Source organism: Paenibacillus phytorum (assembly GCF_013141715.1).
Taxonomy (GTDB): domain Bacteria; phylum Bacillota; class Bacilli; order Paenibacillales; family NBRC-103111; genus Paenibacillus_E; species Paenibacillus_E phytorum.
This window is the reverse complement of sequence record NZ_WHOA01000019.1, coordinates 1-23,383: the sequence shown is the minus strand read 5'-3', so window position 1 is coordinate 23,383 and position 23,383 is coordinate 1. Positions and strand designations below refer to the sequence as shown.

Sequence of the window (23,383 nt, the reverse complement as noted above, 5' to 3'; positions counted from 1 at the left end):
TCTTGCTTTTTAACTTAGCAATTATTTCATATCATCTTCACGCCTTAATTTGACCAGGCTGCAATTACTGCATTCGCATCGGTAGTCAGAACTTGCTTCGCATTGTTAGAAATGTTACCCTGCTGATCTATATTCTCCATATGCTTAAGCAAATTCTGCATATGTTTTACTGCCTGATCCTTATGACCCTTGGCAGACTGATCTAGAGCTTGAATTAAGCTGTTAGATAGTTGGACTAGCAGCGGCCCGCTCACATCGCCGGTTGCAGAGAATGCCGCCAACAATAGCTGCATGGATGTGCCGCTTGTCGTTACTGATACGTTCGTCGTATGAAGACTCGTGTTCCCCGCTTGATCCGTTACGGAAACTTGAATGAAATGAATGCCGAGCTGACCTGCCCAATTCAACACCGTTCCGGGCTCATAGAGCTTTCCATCCACCGTGACGGATTGAGAAGCGATGCCGGATAAGCTATCCGCGCTTTGCAAAGCAAGCGTAACTGTCTGACTATCCTCGAATACTGCACCCTCCGTCAGTGGACTTCCGTTCGCCGATACAGTGAACGTCGGCGAAGTTGTATCGGACTTTAAGGTAACAGATTTGACAGCTTCTACATTTCCAGCTCTATCTGTCGAGCGATATTGCACCTGATAAATGCCATCGCTGAGCAGGAGCGGAGCCGTATAAGGTACGAATCCATTCGTCGGCTGACCGTAAACGCTCTGAATGACAGTCAATGAATATTCAGTAAACGTTACACCGGTACGATCGTCTTGAGCTTGAAGCGTTACTGATACGCCAGAAGTAAACCAGTCTCCAGAGCCTTTCACGCCGTCCAAAGCAGCTTCAGTTAATGGTGGCGTTAAATCGCTATCGGTTATATTGACTGTCACGGTTGAGTTTACGACTCCACCTTTATAGTCATCCACCTTAACTACAAAGCTGTCCACTCCTGATGAACCGGTGCTAGCCGTATAGGACCAAACCCCATTTGCCTGTAAGGTAACCGTTCCTTTTGTCGGTTGGGTTAATACGCTATAGACCAATATATCCTCGTCTGTGTCGCTTCCTCTTACTGCGCCTGTAACGGGTACACCAGGATTTGCAGTGACATTATAGTCACTGACTGTAGGAGCTGTATTTGGATTTATAGTCATGTTCACTGTGGTCTGTGCTACCGCTGTTCCAGTACCTTGGTCCACGTCAATCTTAAAGCTATCTGTCCCAGTAAACCCTGGCTTAGGATTGTAAACCCACGTACCATCGTTATTTACAAGCACTTTTCCATTTGTAGTAGCAACCGTACCATATTCACTTTTCGTACCACGAGCAACTGTTGCGAAGGTGATCGCCGGGTACTCAGGCTGTGCCCCCGTTGGTACTACTTTTCCTGACACCGGTGTGTTCATGGTCGTAGTAGCACTATAACTTGATTGTATTGTCGCAGGAACTAGTTGAGGAAGAACTTTGAAATTAACGGTATATGTGGATATAGAACTATCAAGTGCTGTTACCTGTACAGTTGCTGTTCCCGGCAAAGTCGCAGCCTGTGTGATCACCACCATTGAAGCAGCTACTTTTGGTGTTGCTGTAACCGTAGGAATTGTAGTCGTTCCAGCCGGCAACTTCACATCATAAGTTTTCTGGCCCCCTGTGAAATAATCAACAGAAACAGGCGTTCCATTATTATACATAAGGGCGCTTAAGCTTGAATCAGGTGAAGCATAAGGAGGTACAGCGAGAGATGCTGAGAAATGATTAATCTGAACATCATCATAATATCCTGTTGGTGTACCGAAGTATGAGCTTGATGCGTTATCTCCCAATTGAATTGTGTCAAATTTTGCATACCCTGAAACAGTACCTATCTTGTTGTTGTCTAAATAGATGTCTACAGAGCTGTTGGAAGTGTAATCAACCATCACTTTATGCCAACCCGTTTTTCTTGAAATCGTTGTCGCTGCGGTTTGAGCGGAACTGGTTGTAACTGAATAATAGTTATTACTGATACTGCTGTTGATGCCCACTCCAATCAGGCCGATTGGATTTGCAGAATCATACACCAACGCTTGTTGGTTAAGTCCTGACAAACCTGTATCGTAGAACCAAAGTGATGCAATACCATTGATTGGTTGCGGCAGTACACTTGAAATCGCATCTTTGGCCTCATTAACAACAAAGCTGTTTCCACCGTTTATTTTTTGTGCCGTATCGGATGAAGGTATTCCAGCTACAGGTGTCCATTTGCCAAAACCTGTTTCAAAATCTTCAAAAAATGGTGCTGGCGCAGTTCCTGAAGTCACTGCTGCAAGTGCTGTGATTTCAGCAGCGCTTAGTGCTCTTTCATAGATTCTCGTTTCGTCCATTTTCCCCTTGAAGCTTGGAGTGGTAGAAGTTGAATTTTCAGCACCAAGCGTTTTTCTAGGGCCGGGAAATGCAGCTATTGGAGCCGTTGTACCCGTAGTACTTACAATACCCTGTGACCCTACAGCTAACGTATCAGCTAATGTTCCGTTTACATATAGTTTTGTACCTGTGGATGTACCAACGAAAGCAAGATGTGTCCATGTGCCTACAGGTATTCCAGTATAATTGCTAAACTGGAAGTCTTTTTTCACTCCATTAGCATCGAGTCCAGAAATTCCAACTTTTTTACTGTTATTATACTGCTCACTCTTAATAACAGCACCATCACCAGCGACAAGAACTATAGTAGCGGGAGCAGGAGTTATGTTCTCCCTATAAACCCATTGAGCAACAGTCCAATCATTGCCTTTAGGTATATCAGATTTACCTATATGGACATAATTTCCTTTGGTACCGTCAAAGGACAACGCATTTCCAAATGCTGGACTTAAATCATTGGGAACCGTTGTGATGGCTCCTGATGGCGTTACGCCTGTCGCTACGGATATTGTTGCGTTGTTACCGTTGATAACGTCTTCAAGCGTTGGACCATTTGCTGTATTTTCATTCATATTATAGTAAGAATTTGCATTGCCTGACGATACGGGTACCTTGACATCAAATACGGTTGGATCAGGGAAGAATCCTATTCCTTGGTATGTCATTCTTGTCGTATTGGCTAGCAGCCTCCCCTTATAATTGTTCCAGCCTACTGATCCGCTGGTGCCTCTAGGAGACCAACCTATTTCCGCATAACCAGGGAGTCTTGGATAGAACAGCATGTCTAAGCCTTGGGGGGTGCCTACAGTTTCAGCCCAAAGAGCAGCTTCTACTCCTAGGATCTGGTCGTCGCTGGTTGCCCCAATCCGATTACGAGGATCATCATAATACGCTACCTCTGTAGTCAGGACATTAGTCCCGCTGCCTCTACCAACCGGCATATTGGCAGTCATTTTCTTGGACAGATAAGAATAGTTCTGATTGGATACGATTACCTTCTTGCCTTGGTTAAAGGCATTACCAGGAACGCTGGGTTTATCCATGTTATGCCAATACTGTATGACATCGGTAAGATGATAAGATGAATTAATAGCATCCGCCGAATCCCAGCCAATTACTTTTTTGTTGTACTTAACACCGAGAGATACCAGATAATCAATAAACCAGTTACGGTCAGCTAATGTTGATGAAGCTGCTTCGTCCGTACCCATATGAATGTAAGGGGATGGGGAGATGGCTGTTACTTCTGCGAATAAGTTATCCAAAAATGCCATCGTGGCTGGGTTACCGGCTGTCAATTCGTTGAATCCAACCCCATTACCGCTATATGGATTCGCCGGAAGGTTCTTCCCTGTGTTACCTGACTGAGCACTGGGTTGACCATCTGGATTTAAGAAGCCATAGGTTGACAAAAGCGCATTTGTATGGGAGGGTACATCAAACTCAGGAATAATCTGCATATACCGCGCCTGTGCGTAGACTACGATATCTTTAAACTCATCCTGTGTATAGTAACCCGTGATTCCTCCTGCAGGACCAGTAGCTGCTTTATAGTAGGCAGCGCTGCCTTTGGTTAATCCACCAAAGTCATTTGTAGCATAGAAGTCGTCAATGACTTGAGAACCGCCGATCTTGGCAAGCTGTGGATAATTTTTCAATTCCAAACGCCAACCCTGGTCATCGCTCAGATGAAGATGCAGCGTATTCATCTTATACTGGGCAGCATTGTTGATTTGACGTTTGACTTCATCAACAGTCATGAAATGTCTGGCATCATCGATCATGAAACCACGATATCCAAATCTTGGGGTATCGCTGATCATCGCACAAGGTATACTCCACGTCACACCATTAGCCAAAGAGTTTTTTTCAATTTCAGCTGGAAGCATTTGTCTGATGGAGTCCATGCCATAAAACAAACCTGCCGGTTTGTTGGCTTCTACTGTAATGCTGTCTGCGGCTACATCAAGATTATAACCCTCGGTGCCCAATGCTGAGTTGTCGCCACCTGTTGTTGTAAAGTAAATATAGTTTGTTCCAGTAGGTGCCGATTGTGAAATGCTTAACGTATAACCCGCTGCTGTGGCAAATTTGTTTTTCAGATAAGCCCCCACATTGTCAGCAATTTCTTGGGTTTCTGCGGCATCTTTACCTTGTACGTAGATCTTAGTGCTAGCCGTTACGGTGAAAGAACCGGTTTTACCTGTATAGCTTGCAGGTTTCGGAAGAATCGGCGGCATCGCATTCACCGTATCAGCCATAATCACCTTTGCAGGTGACACCATCACTCCGCCAAATGCCATTGTAACCGCGACTGCAGTTGATACCAGCTTATTCAATATCTTTTTTCTCATAAGTTCCTCCTTTTTTAGTGAAGCGCTTTCACTTAGTCCTTAAACATTCACCTCTCGATTGACATTACGGAAACAAATGAGTACGTCTAGCCTAATTATGGAGGAGGACGACGAGTCCTCCTCTTCCTCTTTCGCTTAGCAAATGTTAAGGCTGAACTGCTTTAATAGCAGGTTCTGTTGTCATAAACTTCTCAGAAGGAACTGTGCTTGTCACCTTGCCGGTGTCAACGAACAGCTTTTGCAAGTTATCAAACCATTTTTTGGCACTACCATCTTTAAACACTTCCGCTTGCTTCTTGCTGTCAATCCAATCGATGGAGTTTAGCTCTTCCTTCAGACTGTCTTCAGGCACTTGCGTATACGCCGCAGTCAGCTTGACAGCTTCATCCAGATGGCTAATTTTGTAATCTGTCGTTTTGTTCATCGCTTTCATAAATCGCTCTGCAAGCTCCGGCTTCTCTTTCAAGAATTTCGGACTAGCGACCCAACTAGACGGGAAGCTGTAATCCGGGTAAAAGCTGCTGTTATCGCCTAGCTTCACGATGTTTTCTTTTCCTACTTGCTTCTCGATTTCCACCGTATATGGTGACCAAATCGCAACGGCGTCTACTTTGCCTGCCACGTAAGCGGAAACAGCTCCTGCCACATCCATGTTCACCATATTTACCTCGGTTGGCTTTAATCCGCCTTTCTCAAGACCAAGGTTGAGAACCATTTCGCCGGAAGTTCCTTTCGGAACGCCTACAGTCTTACCCTTCAAATCCTTCCACTCTTTTACGCCGGATTTCTTCGTTGCAAGAACCATATCAGCCTTACCGAGAGAGACCAGACCAATAATATTGCCTTGGCCTTGAGCGGCTAAGAACGTAGCGCCTGGACCGATATAAGCGATGTCGATATCACCTGACGCCATAGCTTGAAACTCCGGAGGACCGCTTAGAAATTTAACCGGATTCAATTTAATGCCTTGTTCTTTGAAAAAACCTTTATCCTCACCTAACGCTACCGGAGCAGCGCCTCCCATATTCGGCATATACGCGAAATTGATCGTCTCCATCTTCACTTCGGTCTTTGGTGTCGGTGTGCTGACAGCTGAAGTAGCCGGCGCCGCAGGTGTCTGTGTGGCGTTACCTGCGTTCGTAGGACTGCTGCCTGAGCCGCACGCACTTAGAAGAATAGTCACACTGAATAATGCAGAAGTAACCGTAAGCTTGGAAAGAGATTTAAATTGAGCAACCATGGATAAAGACCTCCCTAATGTATCTTAGTTATACTAGCTTTCACCTATGGATCCCCTTACTTTGAAACTTCAAGATATTCACGGTATACTTTGGACCAAATTTCATTTTTAATACTTATGAATCGTGGATCCAGCTTGGTTGACTGATCTCGAGGGTAAGGAATATCGATATCAATAATTTCTTTAATTCTGCCTGGTCTTGCGCTCATGATAATAACGCGTTGAGCCAAAATCACAGCTTCCTCCACATCGTGCGTAATGAAAAAGCAAGTTTTTTTCTCTTTCTGCCATGTCTTCAGCAGTTCCTCCTGCAGCTGTGCTCTAGTCTGAGCATCCAAGGCGCCGAATGGTTCATCCATCAACAGAACTTCAGGCTGAACGGCATATGCTCTCGCAATGGCCACACGCTGCTTCATACCGCCAGACAGTTCTTTTGGATAAGCATTTGCGAAATCTTTAAGACCGACGAGCTCCAAGTAATGCTCGGCCTTCTCTTTGCGCTCCTGCTTACTCAGTCCTCTAAGCTTTAAGCCGAATTCGACGTTCTTCTGAACAGTTTTCCATGGAAATAACGCGTACTGCTGGAACACAACACCGCGATCCTTGCCTGGGCCCTTCACTTCGATACCATCAACCTTGACCGAGCCGGAGGTGGACGGTTCGAGACCGCCAATAATGTTCAGGAGCGTCGTTTTTCCGCAGCCACTGGGTCCGACGACGCTGACAAACTCGTTTTGCATAATCGTAAGATCAGTATTTTGCAAGGCTACCGTATCTCCGTTACGGCCTTTGTAGACCTTGGAAAGTCCTCGAATCTCAATTTTAGCAGCCGCATTCCCACCTTGTACATTTAAATCACTTATTATCCTTGCCGGAGCTCCTGCCATCCTGTCAGCTTCCTTTCTAAGAAGAGTACGAACTTATCCATACTTAATCCGATGAGGCCAATTACCATAATGCCGAGAATAACGACATCCATTCGGAAGTATAAGCTTGCTTCCATAATCATATTGCCTAAACCTTTGCTTGCGCCTGTGAGCTCAGCAGCTACTAATGTCGTCCAAGCTGCGGCAAGGCCAAGCCTGACTCCGACAAGAATATAGGGAAACGATGCCGGGACAATGACTTCCAGAAAAATGTGCTTATCCGTCGCACCCAGGACTCTTGCCGCACGAATGAGCGTCGGATCGACGTTACGAACCCCCTGAAAGATCGAGATGACCATTACGAGGAACGTCGCCACAAAAATAACACTGATCTTTGCAGATTCCCCTACGCCTTGAGAAACGATAACGAGGGGGATTAAAGCGATAGGCGGAATCGTGCGGAAAAATTGGATCCAAGGATCTACAATCGCACGGACAACGGCGTACCACGCCATAAGGAAAGCGGCTGGAATCGCGACAATTAATCCGAGCGAAAAGCCGCCAATGACACGCAGCAGACTTGCCCATATATTCGACAACATACGACCGCTTTCAATTTCGGCTAGCAATGTTTTTACAACTCTTATTGGACTCGTGATAATCGCTCCAACTGCAGGTATGGCTGAAAGCAGGTACCATACTACAATTCCGATAACGATGGAAATGACGGTCAAAAGCCAGCTTGGGAATCTCTTCATATAATATCATCCTTCTTGGTCCGATTAGAAATCATTAGCCGTCATATGCAGGCTGCAGTGCTTCTCTCTGGTATTTTCGTTTGATGTTGTTTGCTGCTTCATTCCAACCTGCCTGCTCCAATCTTCGCACCCAGTCTTCCGCTTTCAAATATTTCCACGGACCTGTTTCCAGTACTTTCTGCATTGGATCTACCTTATAGTCTGGTCTGCGTGCCTGTTCATGCAGCCAAGCGGTTAGACGGTGATCCATTTCTTTCACTACGTCTGGGTAATCGCTCGCTACATTGCGAGTCTGATTCGGATCATTGACCATGTCATATAAAATGACTTCATCAAAATGCAAGTATAAGCCAGGATGGTAAGTTCGGATGAAGTACCATTTCTCATCCCGTACTGCACGCTGGCACACATATAGTGCATGATCCATTACCAAGTAATCACGGCCGTGCCAATGTTCGCCCTTGAGCGCCGGAAGGAACGATTTGCCGTCCCAGCCGGATGGAACTTTAAGTCCAACCAGATCCGTAATTGTGGCAATCACATCTACGTTGTAGACAAAGCCGTCTACCACTTGCCCCGGTTGGGTAACACCGGGCACTTTGATGATGAGCGGTATATGATGGACGGCTTCGGTTGCGCTTGGGTGCTCGACATAAATGCCTTGCTCGCCCATCGACTCTGCATGATCCGCGCTGATAATGAAACAGACTTCATCTTCAATGCCCAGCTCTCGAAGTGTGTTCAGCAGCTCGCCAACATGTTTATCCATATAGCTGATTCCACCGTCATAACCATCGATAAGATGCTTGAAATCCGAGCGATTCGTAATTTGCTCCGGCATTGTAGCTGGGTATTTATTACCCCAATGCAAGAATGTCGCAGATCGAGGGAAGCTATGATGCTGTTGATTTGCAATCTCAGCCTCATCCGGGAAAGGCTTCACTGGTTCATCCTTAAACTGCTCCATATATTCAATTGGATACGTATAGAAAGAGTGAGGATCCCAGTATTGGATGTGCAGGAAGTAGTTATCTTCCTTCCCGTGCTGCTTCAGCCAAGGTATTACGGAAGCGTTTACTTCATCTGCGTTCTCGTTCCCTTCCTTTAGCGTGTGTGTGTGTACTTCGTTCCATCCTGCAAAGTACCACCAGGCATGGTGCCGATCTCCGAACGTGGAGAAGGTGATTGTTTTGTAGCCAGCGTTGCGTAAATGTCTTGTGAAGAACGGTATCTCCTCACTATGTCCGTCTCCCTCCGGATACTGGAACTCTCCTCCTGGCCCCCAGTGTGTCAATGTTCCATGGTTAATGCCGAACCTACCAGACATGAAGCTTGCCCTGGATGGTACGCAAGGGGAGGATGCTGTGTAGCAGCTATTAAAGATCATCCCGCTTGAGGCAATGGTATCGATATTCGGCGTCGTATTCCTGTTATAGCCATAACAACTCATATGGTCAGGACGAAGTGAATCGATATCTAAGTAGATAATTCTCATAGGGTGTTACCTCCTGGCGTTACGAATAAATATTGATGAAGATGACTTAATTGTATGTATAAATATGTATCCGTATAAGGTTGAATTTTTTTCAACCTTTTTGCCATTCTGCGAGACGCTATTTAGGCTAGTCTAGAGAGCCCTTCCCGCATGCAAGCATACATTGGTGCTGGTGTCTCCCATCCATAATAGGTTAGTTTGTGTTTTACGACATAAACCAACATGATACAAAGTTGAATTAACATAATGGAAGCCAGATTTAAAAATCGATTCCTTTGGTAAAAAAGACCTTACATGTACCAAATTACATTCGATGCAGTAGTAACTATTCATAATCCCGACCTCCTTTTGCTAATTATAGAAGTTGCTTTCTTGTCATCCACAGCATAATAAGAGCAGGAGAATATCTCCTGCTCAATAAAAGAAATCTTTTCGCCTTGCTTTATTGATGATTTGAACTCAGCAGAATCGCTTGCGCGTCCCGCAGCAAATACGTTGATGCTTCCGTTGTTATATGTTTTCCACTCTGGGCCTCTAGCTCATTTATAAATGCCTCTAAATTGCCTTTACTAAGTTTACTTTGCAAACTATTCGCGATACCCGCGTTATCGATCCATCCGGCATTCGCAAAGCGCGTAACTAATGCCTTTAAGGAATTGGAGTTAGTTGTTGTCTGAAATAATATCGTTTGGCTCCCTGTGTTCCCCGCCAGATCGACCGAAGTAACGATCCATTCATGCAAACCGAGAGGCAGCGTATAAAGAGGAATCGTTGTCCCTTGCTGCACCGCGTGCGTATCCAACGTCACTGTAGTTTTGCTGTTGTCAACCCCGGACAGGTCATCGCTCAATGCAATGATTGGCGAGATGTCCACGGAGTCGCTATACGTACCGTACACCAATCCAGTGACGGAGATTGTCGGAGCAATCGCGTCCAGTTTGAAGCTGACGAACTCCGGCATTTCTATGTTGCCGGCATTGTCTATTGAACGGTAGCTCACGGCATATTCGCCGTCTTGACTGAACGTTACAGGCGACGTATAGCTTTGCCACGTAGCTCCTCCATCCAGACTGTACTCCGTCTTTGCTACACCCGATATGCTGTCGGAAGCGCTTAGGTTTAGCGTTATAGGATGTACATACCATCCATTCAGTCCATCCGGCACGGCTGGTGTCATATTCGCTGTCGTTACCGGTGGTGTCATTTCTTGTGGATTCACAGTATAAGTGAATGTTCCCACAGCGCTATCTGCCATACCGCTTGCTACTGCTATCGCTTTAACTGTTACACTTCCTACCGGTAAAGTAAACGGTTCTGTATACATAGGTGATGACGTACTTGGTGTACTTCCGTCTGTTGTGTAATAAATTATAGCATTTGATGTTGTTGTAGAAAGTGATACGTTTGTTGTAGTTGTTATTGCTCCTGCAATTGGGTCAGGTGTTGCTGTAGGTGTTGCTGCTGGTTGCATGATAACATATGCAAATTGTGACACAGCACTGTTTGTCTTGTTAGTTGCTGTTGCTATAGCATTAATTGTCATACTGCTTGATACATTTATAGGTCCTGTGTATAGTATTGAACCTGTTGTTGGTGTGCTTCCATTCGTTGTGTAGTATATGGTTGCACTTGGTGTAGTGCTGCTAAGCGTTACACTTTGTGCTTCCGCGTACGTTCCAGCAGAAGGTGTTGCTGTAGGTGCAGCAACTTGTGGAGCAGTAACCGTGAAGCTAGCACTAACAACACCATTACTTGGTGTTACACCTGGGAAGGTTGCAACCGCTTTAACCGTCTTCGTGCTTGATAATGCGAAAGGAGCTGTATATAGAATTCGTGTAGCGCTTGTAGTTGGGTCACTTCCGTCTGTCGTATAGTAAATATCCGAACCTTTAATTGCAACACTGGTTGCTGTATCCGTAATTGTAACTGTTGCCGAACCAGCAAATGTACCTCCATTTGGAGAGATTACAGGCGCTGCGACGACTTGCGGCGTCAAAGGCAAGGTGGCATATTTAAAGGTTGCCACACTACTTGTATTACCGGAAAGAACGGCAATAGCCTTTATTGTATTCATCGTAGGTTTATAAGTGCCTGCAATTGAAATTGGTCCAGTGTATGCTGTCGAGCTTGTTGTTGGAGTTGTACCATCTGTTGTGTAGTAAATTTTAGCTCCGCTGTTGATTGGAGCGCTAAGCGCTACATTGAAACCTTGAACGAACGCACCGTTTCCTACACTTGCTACAGGCGGTGCAACTTCTGTGCTTCCTGCCGCAGTAAAGTTAATATGGTAGGTTGTATTCAATACCAGATCTGTGGATTGAACCATCACCGTTGTTGTACCTGGAATGCTTGTCGCAGGTATGACTGTCACACTTGCAAGGCTGTCTGTTGCAGTCTCTGTAACGGTTGGAACTGTAGTGCCTGTTGTAGGCACGGTATATTCGGTTGCGCCTGGAGCAAATCCACTTAATTCTGTTCCATTCACTTTAATAGTACTTGCCGTTACGATAGGGTTAGGGACCGTGTCAACAAAATCTTTACTTTGTCCTTTGTAAGTATTTACATTAGTTAAAACGTTCGCTTCAACTGTTGATGAAATATTTGCTGGAGCTGTAGTACCTGCAGCACCTGTAGTAACGAATGCTGATAAATCATTTGTATAATACAACCATGAAACGTATTGTTCGTAAGTACGAGGCGTCGTATTACTATTGATTCCGCCTTTCAAAAACCACAGGTTATACGCAGGAGCCATCGGGCTATCTGCACCGCCAGCTGGTTGACCGTGAGACGCCATCAACTGTCCGTCAATGTAATAATAATTAAAACCATTTCTCACAACGATTGTATAAGTATGCCAGCCCTGATAGCTTTGTACTTTGTTGGTAGACTGATTCTGAACGTTCACTTGTGATCCTGTAGAACTTAACGTATATGGCCCCCAGGATGTAAAATACATGGCAGGACCGTTAGTGGAAGCTCCCCAACCATCGTTTGGTAAATATTCAAAGTCTGCTTCACTGTAGCCTTGCCAACCGATATATTGATTTCTGTTAATCGGGAAGAACGTTTCAACGATCTTATCTTTTGCATTAGGACCCGTAATTGGCGTGTCCGTAAAATAAATCCTTGATGAATAAATACCGTCTCCAAACTTTTCATATGCTTCTCTGATTTGAGCATTAGATGAAGTGCTTGGTGTTCCTGTTGCTGTAGCTGAAATGGTCATAATGTCCGTTTCATTAGGAAACGCAGTATCGGCAGGACCTGTACCAAATCTAAAATTAGAAGCTTTCCACTGTATCGCTAAGTCACCAGGTCTCATGCCATCGCCGTCTTGCAGTACCCAATTATGTGCCGCTAATTTAGGGTCTGTATGACTTGTATACTTAAAGTCATCAAAAAATTCATACACTGGCTGCGGTAATTTAAAGTTAACTGTATACGTTTTTGTTACTGTACCATCTTCGGATGTTACTAAAATTGTAGCTTTTCCTGGTACAGCAGTTGCTTGAGTAATTGTTTTAGTTGCATTAGGATCTGTTGTAGTTACTGTTACTGTAGGAATAGGAGTTGCAGTTGGTACTTGAACATTATAATTAAAAATGTTTGGCAAGAATCCGCTTATAGGAGTTCCGTCAACATTAATTGCGCTTAAAGACGCATTTGGTATGCTTCCCATTTTAACCTGAAGATTATCGTAATACATTTGGACAGCGCTATTCGTCCAAATATCACCCATATCGATCGTATCAAAGCTTGTTACACCAGAATGTGTACCAACCTGAGTACCATCCAAATAAACAGTTGTACCTGTTGAATCAACATCAAATTTAAACGTATGCCATCCGGTTGTTCTTGTGACAGCTGTATTTATATAAGTGCCACCGGTACCAGTTCTCATTTGGTATGTATTTGCTGCCGATATTCCAAGACCAACCAAATTATTTGCTCCAGGAACATAACCGTTATTAAAAGAAGCATTATCAGAATTATAAATATTAAATTGGTTTAACGTTCCTGCAGCGATATTAGTCGCAGTATCATAGAACGAAACTGAAACTATACCTGTACCTGCAGTTAAGAATTTCTTTTGAATAAATGCGCTTGATGTTTTTGAACCTGAAGGATTTGGATAGAACACTGGTGTCCCGAGAGGATTTGCTGCTGACGCTACAGTCGTTATATATGTTGCGTCAACCAGAGTATCTCTATTAGGATTATTATGGTTAATATTTCTCCAACCACCAGGGGCAAATCCATTTTCGAAAGATTCAACAAACTCTTGATTGGTTGTCGCCTTTACCTGAACCGGAGCAATCGTCATGGACACTAAGTTAAACACCAGAGCAAAAACCAACATGATTGATAGAGCTATTTTGCTGCCTATCTTACTTTTTTTGTTCATCTTCTTTCTCCTCTCTATTTACCTTAGTAACCGCTTTCATTTATTATTCGAAACCCGCCTCCCGATACTACGAGAAGCGTTTTTTTTTCAAACATAGTGAATATTCAATTTTGCTTAATGAAATTAATCCCCATACGAACCTCATCCAGCTTTTGAATGGATGCCTCGTACTGGCTCGTTAACACACACATAAATAAAATATCGATGAATTGAAGCTGAGCAAGACGCGAAGAAGTGGCGGCGCTTCGGAATACCTGTTCCTGTTTGGCGGAAACGTACAGATTAACGTCTGCAATTTCGCTGAGCGGTGATAATCCGTAGCTCGTTAAGCTGATCGTCGTTGCGTCCTTCTCTTTGGCCAGCTCCAAAATTTTGGCAACTTCAAACGTTTCTCCCGAGAATGAAATGCCTACGACAACATCATCCTTACTTGACTGGGCGACGAGCATCGCTGAAAGATGGAAATCCGTACTCGACGTTGTACATTTGTTGATACGAACAAACTTCAACTGCGCATCCTGAGCGATAACGGCAGATGCACCTACACCATAAAAATGAATGCTTTTGGCTCGTATTAGTGCTTCCACTGCTTTCGACAATGAATCATAATTCATGATTTCCGCAGTCTCTAGCAAAGCTTGGATGCTATTGGCCGTTACTTTCTGCACAATCGATGGCTGCGGTTCATTGGGCTGAAAATCAGTAAAGCCCTCTTTATTGGATTTGCGCATGTCGCCGGCGACCCGAAGCTTCAATTCCTGTAATCCGCCAAGTCCGAGAGATTTGCAAAGCCGAATGACCGCAGAAGCGCTAGTAGAGCTCAATTCTCCTAATTCATTGGCAGTACACCGAATCGCCTCATGGGGATTCTCTATGATATACAAGGCAATTTTTCTTTCGGAAGGAGGTAATTGCTCAGCCATTTCCTTGAGCATGATTAAACCTCCCGAAAGCGATTGGGCAAGATGATTGTCAGCCATTCCTCACACTACCTCCGTTTTCAAAAACTATCCTTTGACAGCTCCTTCAATCATACCACGTACGATATGCCGCTGGAAAAAAGCGTACAAGATCAGAACAGGAACCATGGACACTGACAGTCCTGCAAATAGGCTCCCCCACTCATTTTGATATTGCGCTTTTTTATTTAAAAAGTCCATCGCTACGCCAAGGGTATAGTTTTCTTGCGACTGCAAAAAGATAAGGGCCATAAAATATTCGTTCCAAAATTGGATCGCATTCATAATCGTTACCGTGACAATTCCCGTCATGGCCAAAGGCGTAACGATGCGGAACAAGACCCCATATGGCGACAACCCATCCATGGTCGCTGATTCTTCCAGCTCCTTGGGAATGCTCCCGATAAAGCTGGTGAGTATAAAGATGCTGAAAGGCAATTTAATGACCGCATATACAACAGCCAGCCCAATTAAATTATTCAGCATATGAAACTTCATCAGCATGAAAAAGAGAGGTATCCAGCCTAAGACCATGGGAATCATCATGGCAGACAAATAGATATTATGCAGGATGACGCTTCCGCGGAAGTTCACTCTCTCAATCGCATAAGCAGTCGGTACAGCCAAAGCCAAATTTAGCACCGTTCCGATCCCTGTCACCATCACCGAGTTAAAAAAGCTTTTTCCAATATGATATTCTGTCCATGCTTTGGTAAAATTAGCATAGTTGAATATCTCGGGCAATCCCCATGGCGAAGCGAAAATTTCGGCATTCGACTTTAACGCACTGATTAGCATCCAGACGATTGGAAAAATAACTGCAACAGACCATAGGAGTAAAGGAATGCGAACGACCACTCCGGTAGCAAGTTGATTTATAGATCTCATCTGTTATCTCCTAGTATTGAATTTTTTCACGTTTCAATAGCAATTGCAGCAGCAACACCGTAATTAAGGAAAAGACCAGAATCATGACACCGATCGCAGCCGCATAACCGAAATTATAGTTTACAAAAGCTTGTTGATATAAATAAGATCCCATCACGTGTGTCGAATTGCTCGGACCACCTTCGGTCATGATTTGCACAATGACGAACGAACCGTTCAGCGTTGTAATCACAATATAGATGATCGATGATTTGAGCTGCGCCCAGATCAGGGGAACCGTAATTTTCCAAAACTGTTCCCAGCGTGTTGCTCCATCGACATCCGCAGCTTCATAGATGCTGGTCGGTATATTGCTGATCCCGCCCATAATCATCAACATAAATAGCCCAATCCCTGCCCATACGGCCGGAAGCACCAAGCTCGGCAGCGCCCAGGTCATATCACCTAGCCATGGCTTTGCCATGCTCTCTAGACCTAGCTGGCGAAGACCCGAATTCACAATACCCATATTGGGATTGTAGATAAACATCCACAGGATTCCGACGACTACGACAGACATAATATTCGGGAAAAAGAAAATAACTCTGTAGAAAGCAGCTTCTTTAATGCGAAATTGTGTTAACACAACAGCAAAAAACGTTGCAATCAGCATGATGAGCAATACTTTAAAAAACACGAGAAAGTAATCATGATAAATCGTTTGAGGTATAACCGGGTCATTAAATAAACGAATATAGTTCTTCAAGCCGACGAAAGTTTTATTGCCTCCGGAGCCTGACCATTTGAAAAATGAATAGTACATGCCGCTGAATAGCGGAAACAAACTAAATATGGCAAACATCACAAAAGTCGGAAGCAAGCAAAAAGCCAAAAACTTCATTCGCTGCGCTTTCGATTGAACCATCTATATCACCTTGCTTCCCTTGCTGAATAATCGGAAAGGCAGGTGCTTCCCTGCCTTCCCATTTTTCGCATATTACTGGTTTTTCTTGAAATCAGCAGCAGCTTTATCAGCGCGCTTCACAAACTCTTCTGCCGAAATTTTGCCCACCATCAACGAAACCAGCTCGTTAAAGATCGGCTTCTCCAAGTCCGCATGCATCGGATGCGGCAGCGTACTGAAGGTAACCTTGGATTTATCGTTAACCAAAACATTGACTTCCTTAAGATATGCAGGAATTTTCTCGTTTTTACTCACATCGACGCCCTTCACGCTCATCATCGCACCTTGCAGCTCCAAAGAAAGCTCTGCATATTTCCGCTTGAAAACAAAGTCCAGGAACGACTTAGCCGCTTCAGGATTTTTCGCTTTCTTGGCAATGGCGACAGGGGCCGGTTGAGGAACGATAGACAACGGCTTGCCTGCATCTTGTAAAGGTGTCGGACTGAAGCCAAAATCAAAACCTTGCGGAACATCCTTTTGCATTTCAAACGGCAGCCAGAACCCTACCGGAATAAACGCGTTTTTGTGAAGGAGGAAATTCATCTGCGATTGGGTATGATTGAGCGCCGCAAAGCCTGGATCGATCAGCCCAGCCTTTTGCATTTGTTCAATCTTCTTCGCCACTTTCAGCGCAGCTTCGCTCTGCCAGGCACCCGGCTTGGCATCGACCAGATCAGCAATGAATGCGGCTCCGCCTTCAGCTGCTGCCCCCGGCATGAATAGCCCTCTAAGCGGGTAAGGATGCATGCCGTCCGTTACAAGCGGAGCGATGCCGCTTTTCGCTTTAATCTCTTTCATGCTGTCCATCCAGCTAGTAAAGTCGGTTGGCACTTTGAAATTGTTATCTTTCAACCACTTGCGGTCATACCATGTGCCCCAAGCGTCAAAAACGAGCGGTAAGCTATAATTTTTCCCTTCATACACGCTAGGTTGAACAAACAGGTTGGAAAGCAGCGGAGATCCATCTTCCAGCTTTAATGTTTTGGACCATTCCGTCAGATCCATCAATTGATCATCCGCTACCATTTGCGCTTCGCTGGAGCCTGCGCCTGCTATGTATACGAGATCAGGTGGGCTATTCGAAATCCATCGAGTCTTCATCTCCGTGTTCACACTGGGTCCTGCCTGCTCAACAATTTCCAATCCTGGGTTCGCCTCTTTGAAATCGCTAATGGCCTTTTTCCACCATTTGTCACCGTAACCACCTACGAAGTACTGAATTTCCAGCTTTCCGGAAAGCTTCGCTTTTGCAGGCGCTGCAGTAGTGCCGGCAGTACCTGCAGACGGTGTTGAATCTACCGCTTTATTCGTTGTCTGATTTCCGGTGCTGCCGCACCCTGTAAGCATAGTGACAACCATGGCGGCTGCAACCATTCCTTGACCAAGTTTTTTCATACCCATAACCCCTCTTCATATATGTATTATCGAAACTCACGAACGCCTGAACGAAGGATTCAGTGAGATTTCTTACAGCTTCTACAATCCACTTTTGACCTGTTCAATGGCGAGTCTGACATGGCCGGCGCTTTGCTCGAGAGCGGCTTTCGCTTGATCCAAAGATACATTCGCTTCCATCATGACGATTGCAATTTTCACTTCAAAGCCTGTTTGGACGAGAACCTCTTCCGCTTTCTCATATGAGGACCCCGTAATGTCGATAACCATACTTTTTGCTCGCTCTATCAGCTTCTTATTTGAAGCCTGAACGTCGACCATTAAGTTTTCATAAATTTTCCCCAACTGAACCATCGAGGCCGTACTCATCATTGTGAGGATCATTTTATGCGCAGTGGCCGATTTCATCCGGGTTGACCCCGAGACGACTTCCGGACCAACGATGACTTCGATTTTGCAATCAGCAAATTGACTGATTATAGCGTCATGATTACAGGATAAAGCCACTGTGTAAGCGCCTACATTTCGAGCGTATTTCAATGCACCTATTGCATAAGGCGTTCGGCCACTTGCTGCAATTCCTATAACAACATCCAGATTGGACAAGTTGCGGTCTTTCAATTCTTGAACCGCCTGCTCCTCATCGTCTTCGATGCCTTCAGCGGCACGGGTCATCGCACTATGTCCCCCGGCAATGACAGCCTGTATCATTTCCGGCGGCGTCCGGTAAGTTGGCACACACTCTGCAGCATCAAGAACGCCAAGCCTTCCACTGGTACCAGCACCAACATAGAATAGTCTGCCCCCCTGCTTAAATGCCTTAACGATCTGGCCCACTGCCAGCTCTATATCGGGCAGCACGCTTTCAACTGCTTCCGCTATCTTTTTATCTTCGGTATTGATTATTTTTAATATCTCTTGAACGGACATCTGATCAAGGTTCATACTATTTTGGTTTCGCTGCTCTGTTGCTAATGTCGATAAATCAATTTTCATGTGAAATCACCATCACTGATTATAAATTTGGGTAAAGCATTCGCGGGCGACGGTCAAAGCTCCATCTAAAGAATCACCACGAGATAACTGAACATGACCTAAGCCATCTTTCTTCAAGTGCTGTGCAAATCGTTCTCTGAGTAATTCAGAGTGGGTGAATACTGATCCTGTCACGAAAACCGGCGTATGTACGTCAAATTTTCGTGATTTCAGAAACAAGCTTCTGACAAGCTCCGCCAAATCATCTGCCGCCTTCTGTAAAATTCGGATAGCCGTCTGATCGGAGCGATGGGATGCCTCGATGACCAGCTTGGCCATACTTGCAATTTCATTCTTCGGTGGCGACGCAGGGTACATATAAGTGATTAATTCACTCTCTCCAGAGATTTTAAGCGCCTTCAAAACCATATGAGATAACTCAGTTGGCGCCTCACGATAATCGTAAGCTCTGCAAACTGCTCTCAATGCCTCAAGACCGATTGCATAACCGCTACCCTCATCGCCAAGCACATGCCCCCACCCCCCGGACCTATAGAGAACCCCATCGGTTAAACCAATCGCATTGGAGCCCGTGCCTGCAATCACGAGGATGCCTTGGGATTGTTTCGAATCCAACATTCCTCTAAGAGCAATGTACAAATCCGTTGTAACCGTATATACAACTTCTGTATTCAGCTTGAGCTCACCCGCAATTTGCAGCAGCGATTGTTCAATTCTGACTTCGTCCGCCTCCAGACGCGCTCCGGCTATTCCTGCACATATACCAACAACTTCGCCCGGACGAATGGCACTCGCTTGAATAGCTTGGCTGATAAGATCCTTTAATCTGCAGTACATCGCATCCCATCCAACCGATTGCGGATTCGTTGCCTCCCCGAAAAGCGTTTTCCCGCGTTCCCAACTCACAACCTGACCGTCAAGTTCAATGTATTGAATCGCACAGGAGGTTTTGGTGCCTCCGCCGTCTATTCCAATTACGTATGGCAAAAAATGGACCTCCTTCCTGTTTTGCTGGGTTCACTTGGTTTATATTTTTATTATATGAATATTGAAATATCATGTCAATATAATTAATTTATTTTTGAAATAGAATTTCAAAATTGAAAATACCTCTTTACAATGAAGTACGCCCGGCAAGCCCGATCTCTTAACGTCTGAAATTACTCCAAGCAGGGTTTCCACCTGCTAAACTTCACAGCCTAAGCTTGGGATGAAGATGACTTAACTGTATGTATAAATATAGTTCCGTATAAGGTTGAACTTTTTTCAACCTTTTTGCCATTCTGCAATGCGCTATTTAGGCTAGTCTAGAGAGCCCTTCCCCTTGCAAGCATACATTGGTGCTGGTGTCTCCCATCCATATTAGGTTAGTTTGTCTTTTACGACATAATAGTAACTATTCATAATCCCGACCTCCTTTATGTAATGGTCCAATCGGTACTTACTGCTTATGTAGGCGCTTATTTGAGTTCAACATTCACCTTTTTTGTCATCCACAACAGAATAAGAGCAGGAGAATACCTCCTGCTCAATAAAAGAAATCTTTCCGCTTTGCTTTTGTAGCCTAATTACAATCTTTGAATCAACCAATAAAATGCCAGTACAAAAATAAGGCAAGACGTTGAAATCATCATTTTACGATACCATGGGAACCTTCGCAGCCACATCAAGAGAGGCAATAATAGGCATAAGATCATGATTTGCCCTGTTTCTACACCTAAATTGAACATCAGGAGCGAGCCAATCAGAATGCCCTTCGGAAGTCCGGTTTCAGCCAAAGCCCCAGCGAAGCCCATGCCGTGAATCAGGCCAAATACGGCTGTCAATATCCACCGCCATTTCGCCTTTTGAACAAACATATTTTCCACGGCCACGTAACAGATCGTCAGCGCAATCAACGCTTCAACCCAAGACGGGATGACATGGATGCGGCCCGTCGCCACCAAGAATAGTGTAATGCTGTGGGCAATAGTAAAAGATGTAACAATTTTCAAAGCATCCTTGAAGCGAGATGCGATTAATACCAAGGATAACAAAAACAGCAAATGATCATAACCAATCAAAATGTGTTCGATTCCAAGCTTAAAGTATTTCCACAAAACAGCGCCAGTCTTAGGCTGGGGAAGGTTGATCAGAATATCTCGATTAGCGCTATCAATAATATCATTCTGTAAATTTTCCCCTGAACGGACTATGAGTGTACTCGTATGAGCAGGCGCGTCATCAAACACCATATTGTAATGAAGATTAAATTGTTCGATCACTTCATCAGCGGTAAACCTCAGTTGAAACACCACAGCATTTGTGGGACTCCTTTTTGCCACCTTCATCGAAAGAATTTCCATCTTTAAGGGCTTTGAATCCACATCTATACGCAGACCCTTCTGTACATACGATTCGAGACTCTCTTTTTGCGAGGTCAATTCCTCATTCTCCAGCTTATTATCACCGTTGGAATCGAAATTTTGCATCAAATCTAATTCATCAAAATAAAGGTCATAGAGTATCTCGTTCCCTTTAACATTTAACGACGATAAGCCCGTGCTTACAGAATGCGCAAATGCAGTTGTGGCAGTGCCTAAGCATAAGCATAAAAAGATAATTATCAAATACAAGAGTGAACGCCGGTTCATAGCTGTACCCCTTTTTTGTTTAGTCAAGTTCCTTAAGAGGATCGTAATTCGCGTGAAGATACGGCGATTCCGGGACTGCAATTTTCTCAACCTGGTCAGCTTTTATCATGATGATATCATTGCCGTTGTAACTGCCGCTTTGGATTGTGCCTGTAACTTTGACCCAAGTATCTTTGGTGTAGTTCTGAGCTGCCGGGAAATCGATCATGGCCCCATATGGCATGGCATCAGCGGAGCAGCAGTTAATGACAAAACGTCCAACGACAAACTCATTGCTTTTCATATTCTCTTTACGGAAAACAAAACCACTGATCTCGATTTTTTTTCCTATGAAATTATTTTTAAACAAATCAATCGACGAGAGAATTTCTTTATACAGGGACGGTTTGACTACGATCAGATCTTTTTTATAAAGATTCATCCCAATCTGGGAAAGTTCCTTTTGCCACTCATCGTGGAACAATTGCTCAATTTCCGCATCGGTATTGGCTGTACCTGTTGCTGCCGGGAGCGCCGCCGGCCTTGGGACTGTACTGGCGCTCTTGGGCCGCTCCTGCTTCGCAGTTGAGAGATTCATCCCTTTGGCCGATGCTATAGCGCTGCCTAACGCAGCATTCGGAAGGCAAAAGCCGACGAGCAAAGGGAGAATCAGCAATCCGTACGACAACGTACTTCGAACAGCAGATTGAGGAACAGGTTGTTCACAGTCGCAGGCCACTCGTTTGCCCTGGTAGATACGAATGGCTGAATAACCTTGAAAACAGGCAATAACATATAAGGCAACAGCAGCTACTTTGACGTAGATCATCATGCGTGGCGCTAAGTAATACTGGAGCGCATCGGTTTTGGTCAAAAATACGATATAGGACGAAAATCCAAGCAAAATAATCGTACGCAGCAAATAATGCAAGCTCAGCAAGCGATTTCCCTTCATCCAAGGACCTCCCAAAGAAGCGATCCCGCAAGGACGGTAATCGCAACAAGCATAGACAAGACGAGTACGAATCTTGTTTTAAATACAGCGAGCAACATTAAAGTGCTTTTAAAATCCAGCATTGGACCTATCACGAGAAATGTCAACAAAGACCCCGCACTGAAAGTCGACTGAAAGGATGAAGCAACAAAAGCGTCTGAAGTTGAGCATAACGACAGCACATAGGCGAAGCCCATCATAAATAAATGCGAGCTTAGCGGACCTTGTCCGACGGCGACCAAACTTTCACGATGCATAAAGATTTGGATGAGAGCGGTCATCAGGGATCCGAAGACAAGATACTTGCCCATTTCAAAAAACTCGTCCGAGGCATGGACAAAAAGATTTGTTAATTTACTTCCTTGATGCTGATGTCCTTCCAAAGATGTTTGCGCCGATAAGTGTTCTTTGCTGTTGCGCAGAGGGTTGCTTTTCAGGAACCGGTACAATAGTACACCGATGACAGCAGCGGCAGCAAAAGCAAGCCCCATTCGCGAATAAGCCATAGCAGGATGATTGCGAAAGGCCAAATAAGTGGCGGAGAACACAATCGGATTGATGATAGGTCCCGTAAGGATAAATACGACAGCGACATATACGGGCATTCCTTTCAAAATCAGTCTTCTAACGACGGGAATCATGCCGCATTCGCATATGGGAAAAAGAATGCCCAATAAACTGGCGAAGATAATGCCCAGAAATGGATTGGAAGGAATCCAGCGACGGATCGTTTGTTCGGATACAAAACTTTGCAGCAATGCGGACAGCAATACACCGAGCAAAACGAAAGGGATAGCTTCCAATATAATGCTGATGAAGATGACTAGAACATATTTTTCAAGTTGTCCAAGAGTGCTTTCAGTTGGGGATTAATGTTCAATGCATTCAGAATGATCGTAAGAGCCTCCGCACGTGTGGATGTGCCTTGCGGATCAAATATCCCATTGTTCTTGCCACTGATGATGCCAGCTTCTGCTGCATCTTTGATTTGATTCACAGCATATGAACTTGCGCTTGCCATATCCGTCAAGTTGCCCTTGGAAACATCTTTGTCCAGCATACTCAAGTT

General features: G+C 44.6%; 16 protein-coding genes. All 16 read right to left on the bottom strand.

The annotated features are described in order from the left end of the window. Positions 1-44: 44 nt before the first annotated feature. Positions 45-4,760 (bottom strand): family 20 glycosylhydrolase, encoded by a 4,716-nt coding sequence (locus GC098_RS02895; protein ID WP_171640800.1) that lies wholly within the window; start codon positions 4,758-4,760, stop codon positions 45-47. A 145-nt stretch (positions 4,761-4,905) separates the two neighbouring features. Next, positions 4,906-6,000, bottom strand: coding sequence for an ABC transporter substrate-binding protein (locus GC098_RS02890; protein WP_171640798.1), 1,095 nt, complete (start codon positions 5,998-6,000; stop codon positions 4,906-4,908). 56 nt (positions 6,001-6,056) lie between these two features. Beyond that, on the bottom strand, positions 6,057-6,887 hold the full coding sequence (locus GC098_RS02885) for an ABC transporter ATP-binding protein (RefSeq protein WP_171640796.1): 831 nt from the start codon (positions 6,885-6,887) through the stop codon (positions 6,057-6,059). Continuing rightward, positions 6,863-7,624 (bottom strand): ABC transporter permease, encoded by a 762-nt coding sequence (locus tag GC098_RS02880; RefSeq protein ID WP_171640794.1) that lies wholly within the window; start codon positions 7,622-7,624, stop codon positions 6,863-6,865. Before GC098_RS02880 ends, GC098_RS02885 begins: the two co-directional genes overlap by 25 nt. Positions 7,625-7,658: 34 nt before the next feature. Continuing rightward, positions 7,659-9,119 carry a sulfatase family protein gene (locus tag GC098_RS02875; RefSeq protein ID WP_171640791.1) on the bottom strand — a complete coding sequence of 487 codons (1,461 nt, stop codon included), beginning with the start codon at positions 9,117-9,119 and terminating at the stop codon, positions 7,659-7,661. A gap of 442 nt (positions 9,120-9,561) precedes the next feature. Continuing rightward, positions 9,562-13,527: a chitobiase/beta-hexosaminidase C-terminal domain-containing protein gene (locus GC098_RS02865; RefSeq protein WP_171640787.1), complete on the bottom strand. Its 3,966-nt coding sequence runs from the start codon at positions 13,525-13,527 to the stop codon at positions 9,562-9,564. A 104-nt stretch (positions 13,528-13,631) separates the two neighbouring features. Then, positions 13,632-14,507: a MurR/RpiR family transcriptional regulator gene (locus GC098_RS02860; protein ID WP_246358388.1), complete on the bottom strand. Its 876-nt coding sequence runs from the start codon at positions 14,505-14,507 to the stop codon at positions 13,632-13,634. A 27-nt stretch (positions 14,508-14,534) separates the two neighbouring features. Further along, a complete protein-coding gene (locus GC098_RS02855) occupies positions 14,535-15,374 on the bottom strand; it encodes a carbohydrate ABC transporter permease (RefSeq protein WP_171640785.1) in 840 nt (279 codons plus the stop codon). Between the two features lie 10 nt (positions 15,375-15,384). Beyond that, the gene (locus GC098_RS02850; RefSeq protein ID WP_171640783.1) at positions 15,385-16,278 is read right to left on the bottom strand and encodes a carbohydrate ABC transporter permease; all 894 of its coding nucleotides are present in this window, start codon (positions 16,276-16,278) and stop codon (positions 15,385-15,387) included. A 72-nt stretch (positions 16,279-16,350) separates the two neighbouring features. Next, a complete protein-coding gene (locus GC098_RS02845) occupies positions 16,351-17,712 on the bottom strand; it encodes an ABC transporter substrate-binding protein (protein ID WP_171640781.1) in 1,362 nt (453 codons plus the stop codon). An 81-nt stretch (positions 17,713-17,793) separates the two neighbouring features. After that, a complete protein-coding gene (gene murQ / locus GC098_RS02840) occupies positions 17,794-18,708 on the bottom strand; it encodes an N-acetylmuramic acid 6-phosphate etherase (RefSeq protein WP_171640779.1) in 915 nt (304 codons plus the stop codon). 12 nt (positions 18,709-18,720) lie between these two features. Then, the gene (locus tag GC098_RS02835) at positions 18,721-19,695 is read right to left on the bottom strand and encodes an N-acetylglucosamine kinase (RefSeq protein WP_171640777.1); all 975 of its coding nucleotides are present in this window, start codon (positions 19,693-19,695) and stop codon (positions 18,721-18,723) included. A gap of 581 nt (positions 19,696-20,276) precedes the next feature. Continuing rightward, positions 20,277-21,341, bottom strand: coding sequence for a HupE/UreJ family protein (locus tag GC098_RS02830; protein WP_171640775.1), 1,065 nt, complete (start codon positions 21,339-21,341; stop codon positions 20,277-20,279). 19 nt (positions 21,342-21,360) lie between these two features. Next, complete coding sequence (locus tag GC098_RS02825; RefSeq protein WP_171640773.1) at positions 21,361-22,275, bottom strand: TIGR03943 family putative permease subunit; 915 nt, start codon at positions 22,273-22,275, stop codon at positions 21,361-21,363. Further along, positions 22,272-23,084 (bottom strand): permease, encoded by an 813-nt coding sequence (locus tag GC098_RS02820; RefSeq protein ID WP_312879974.1) that lies wholly within the window; start codon positions 23,082-23,084, stop codon positions 22,272-22,274. Before GC098_RS02820 ends, GC098_RS02825 begins: the two co-directional genes overlap by 4 nt. A 53-nt stretch (positions 23,085-23,137) precedes the next feature. Further along, on the bottom strand, positions 23,138-23,383 hold a 246-nt coding region (locus tag GC098_RS02815; protein WP_171640771.1), incomplete at its 5' end, for an S-layer homology domain-containing protein.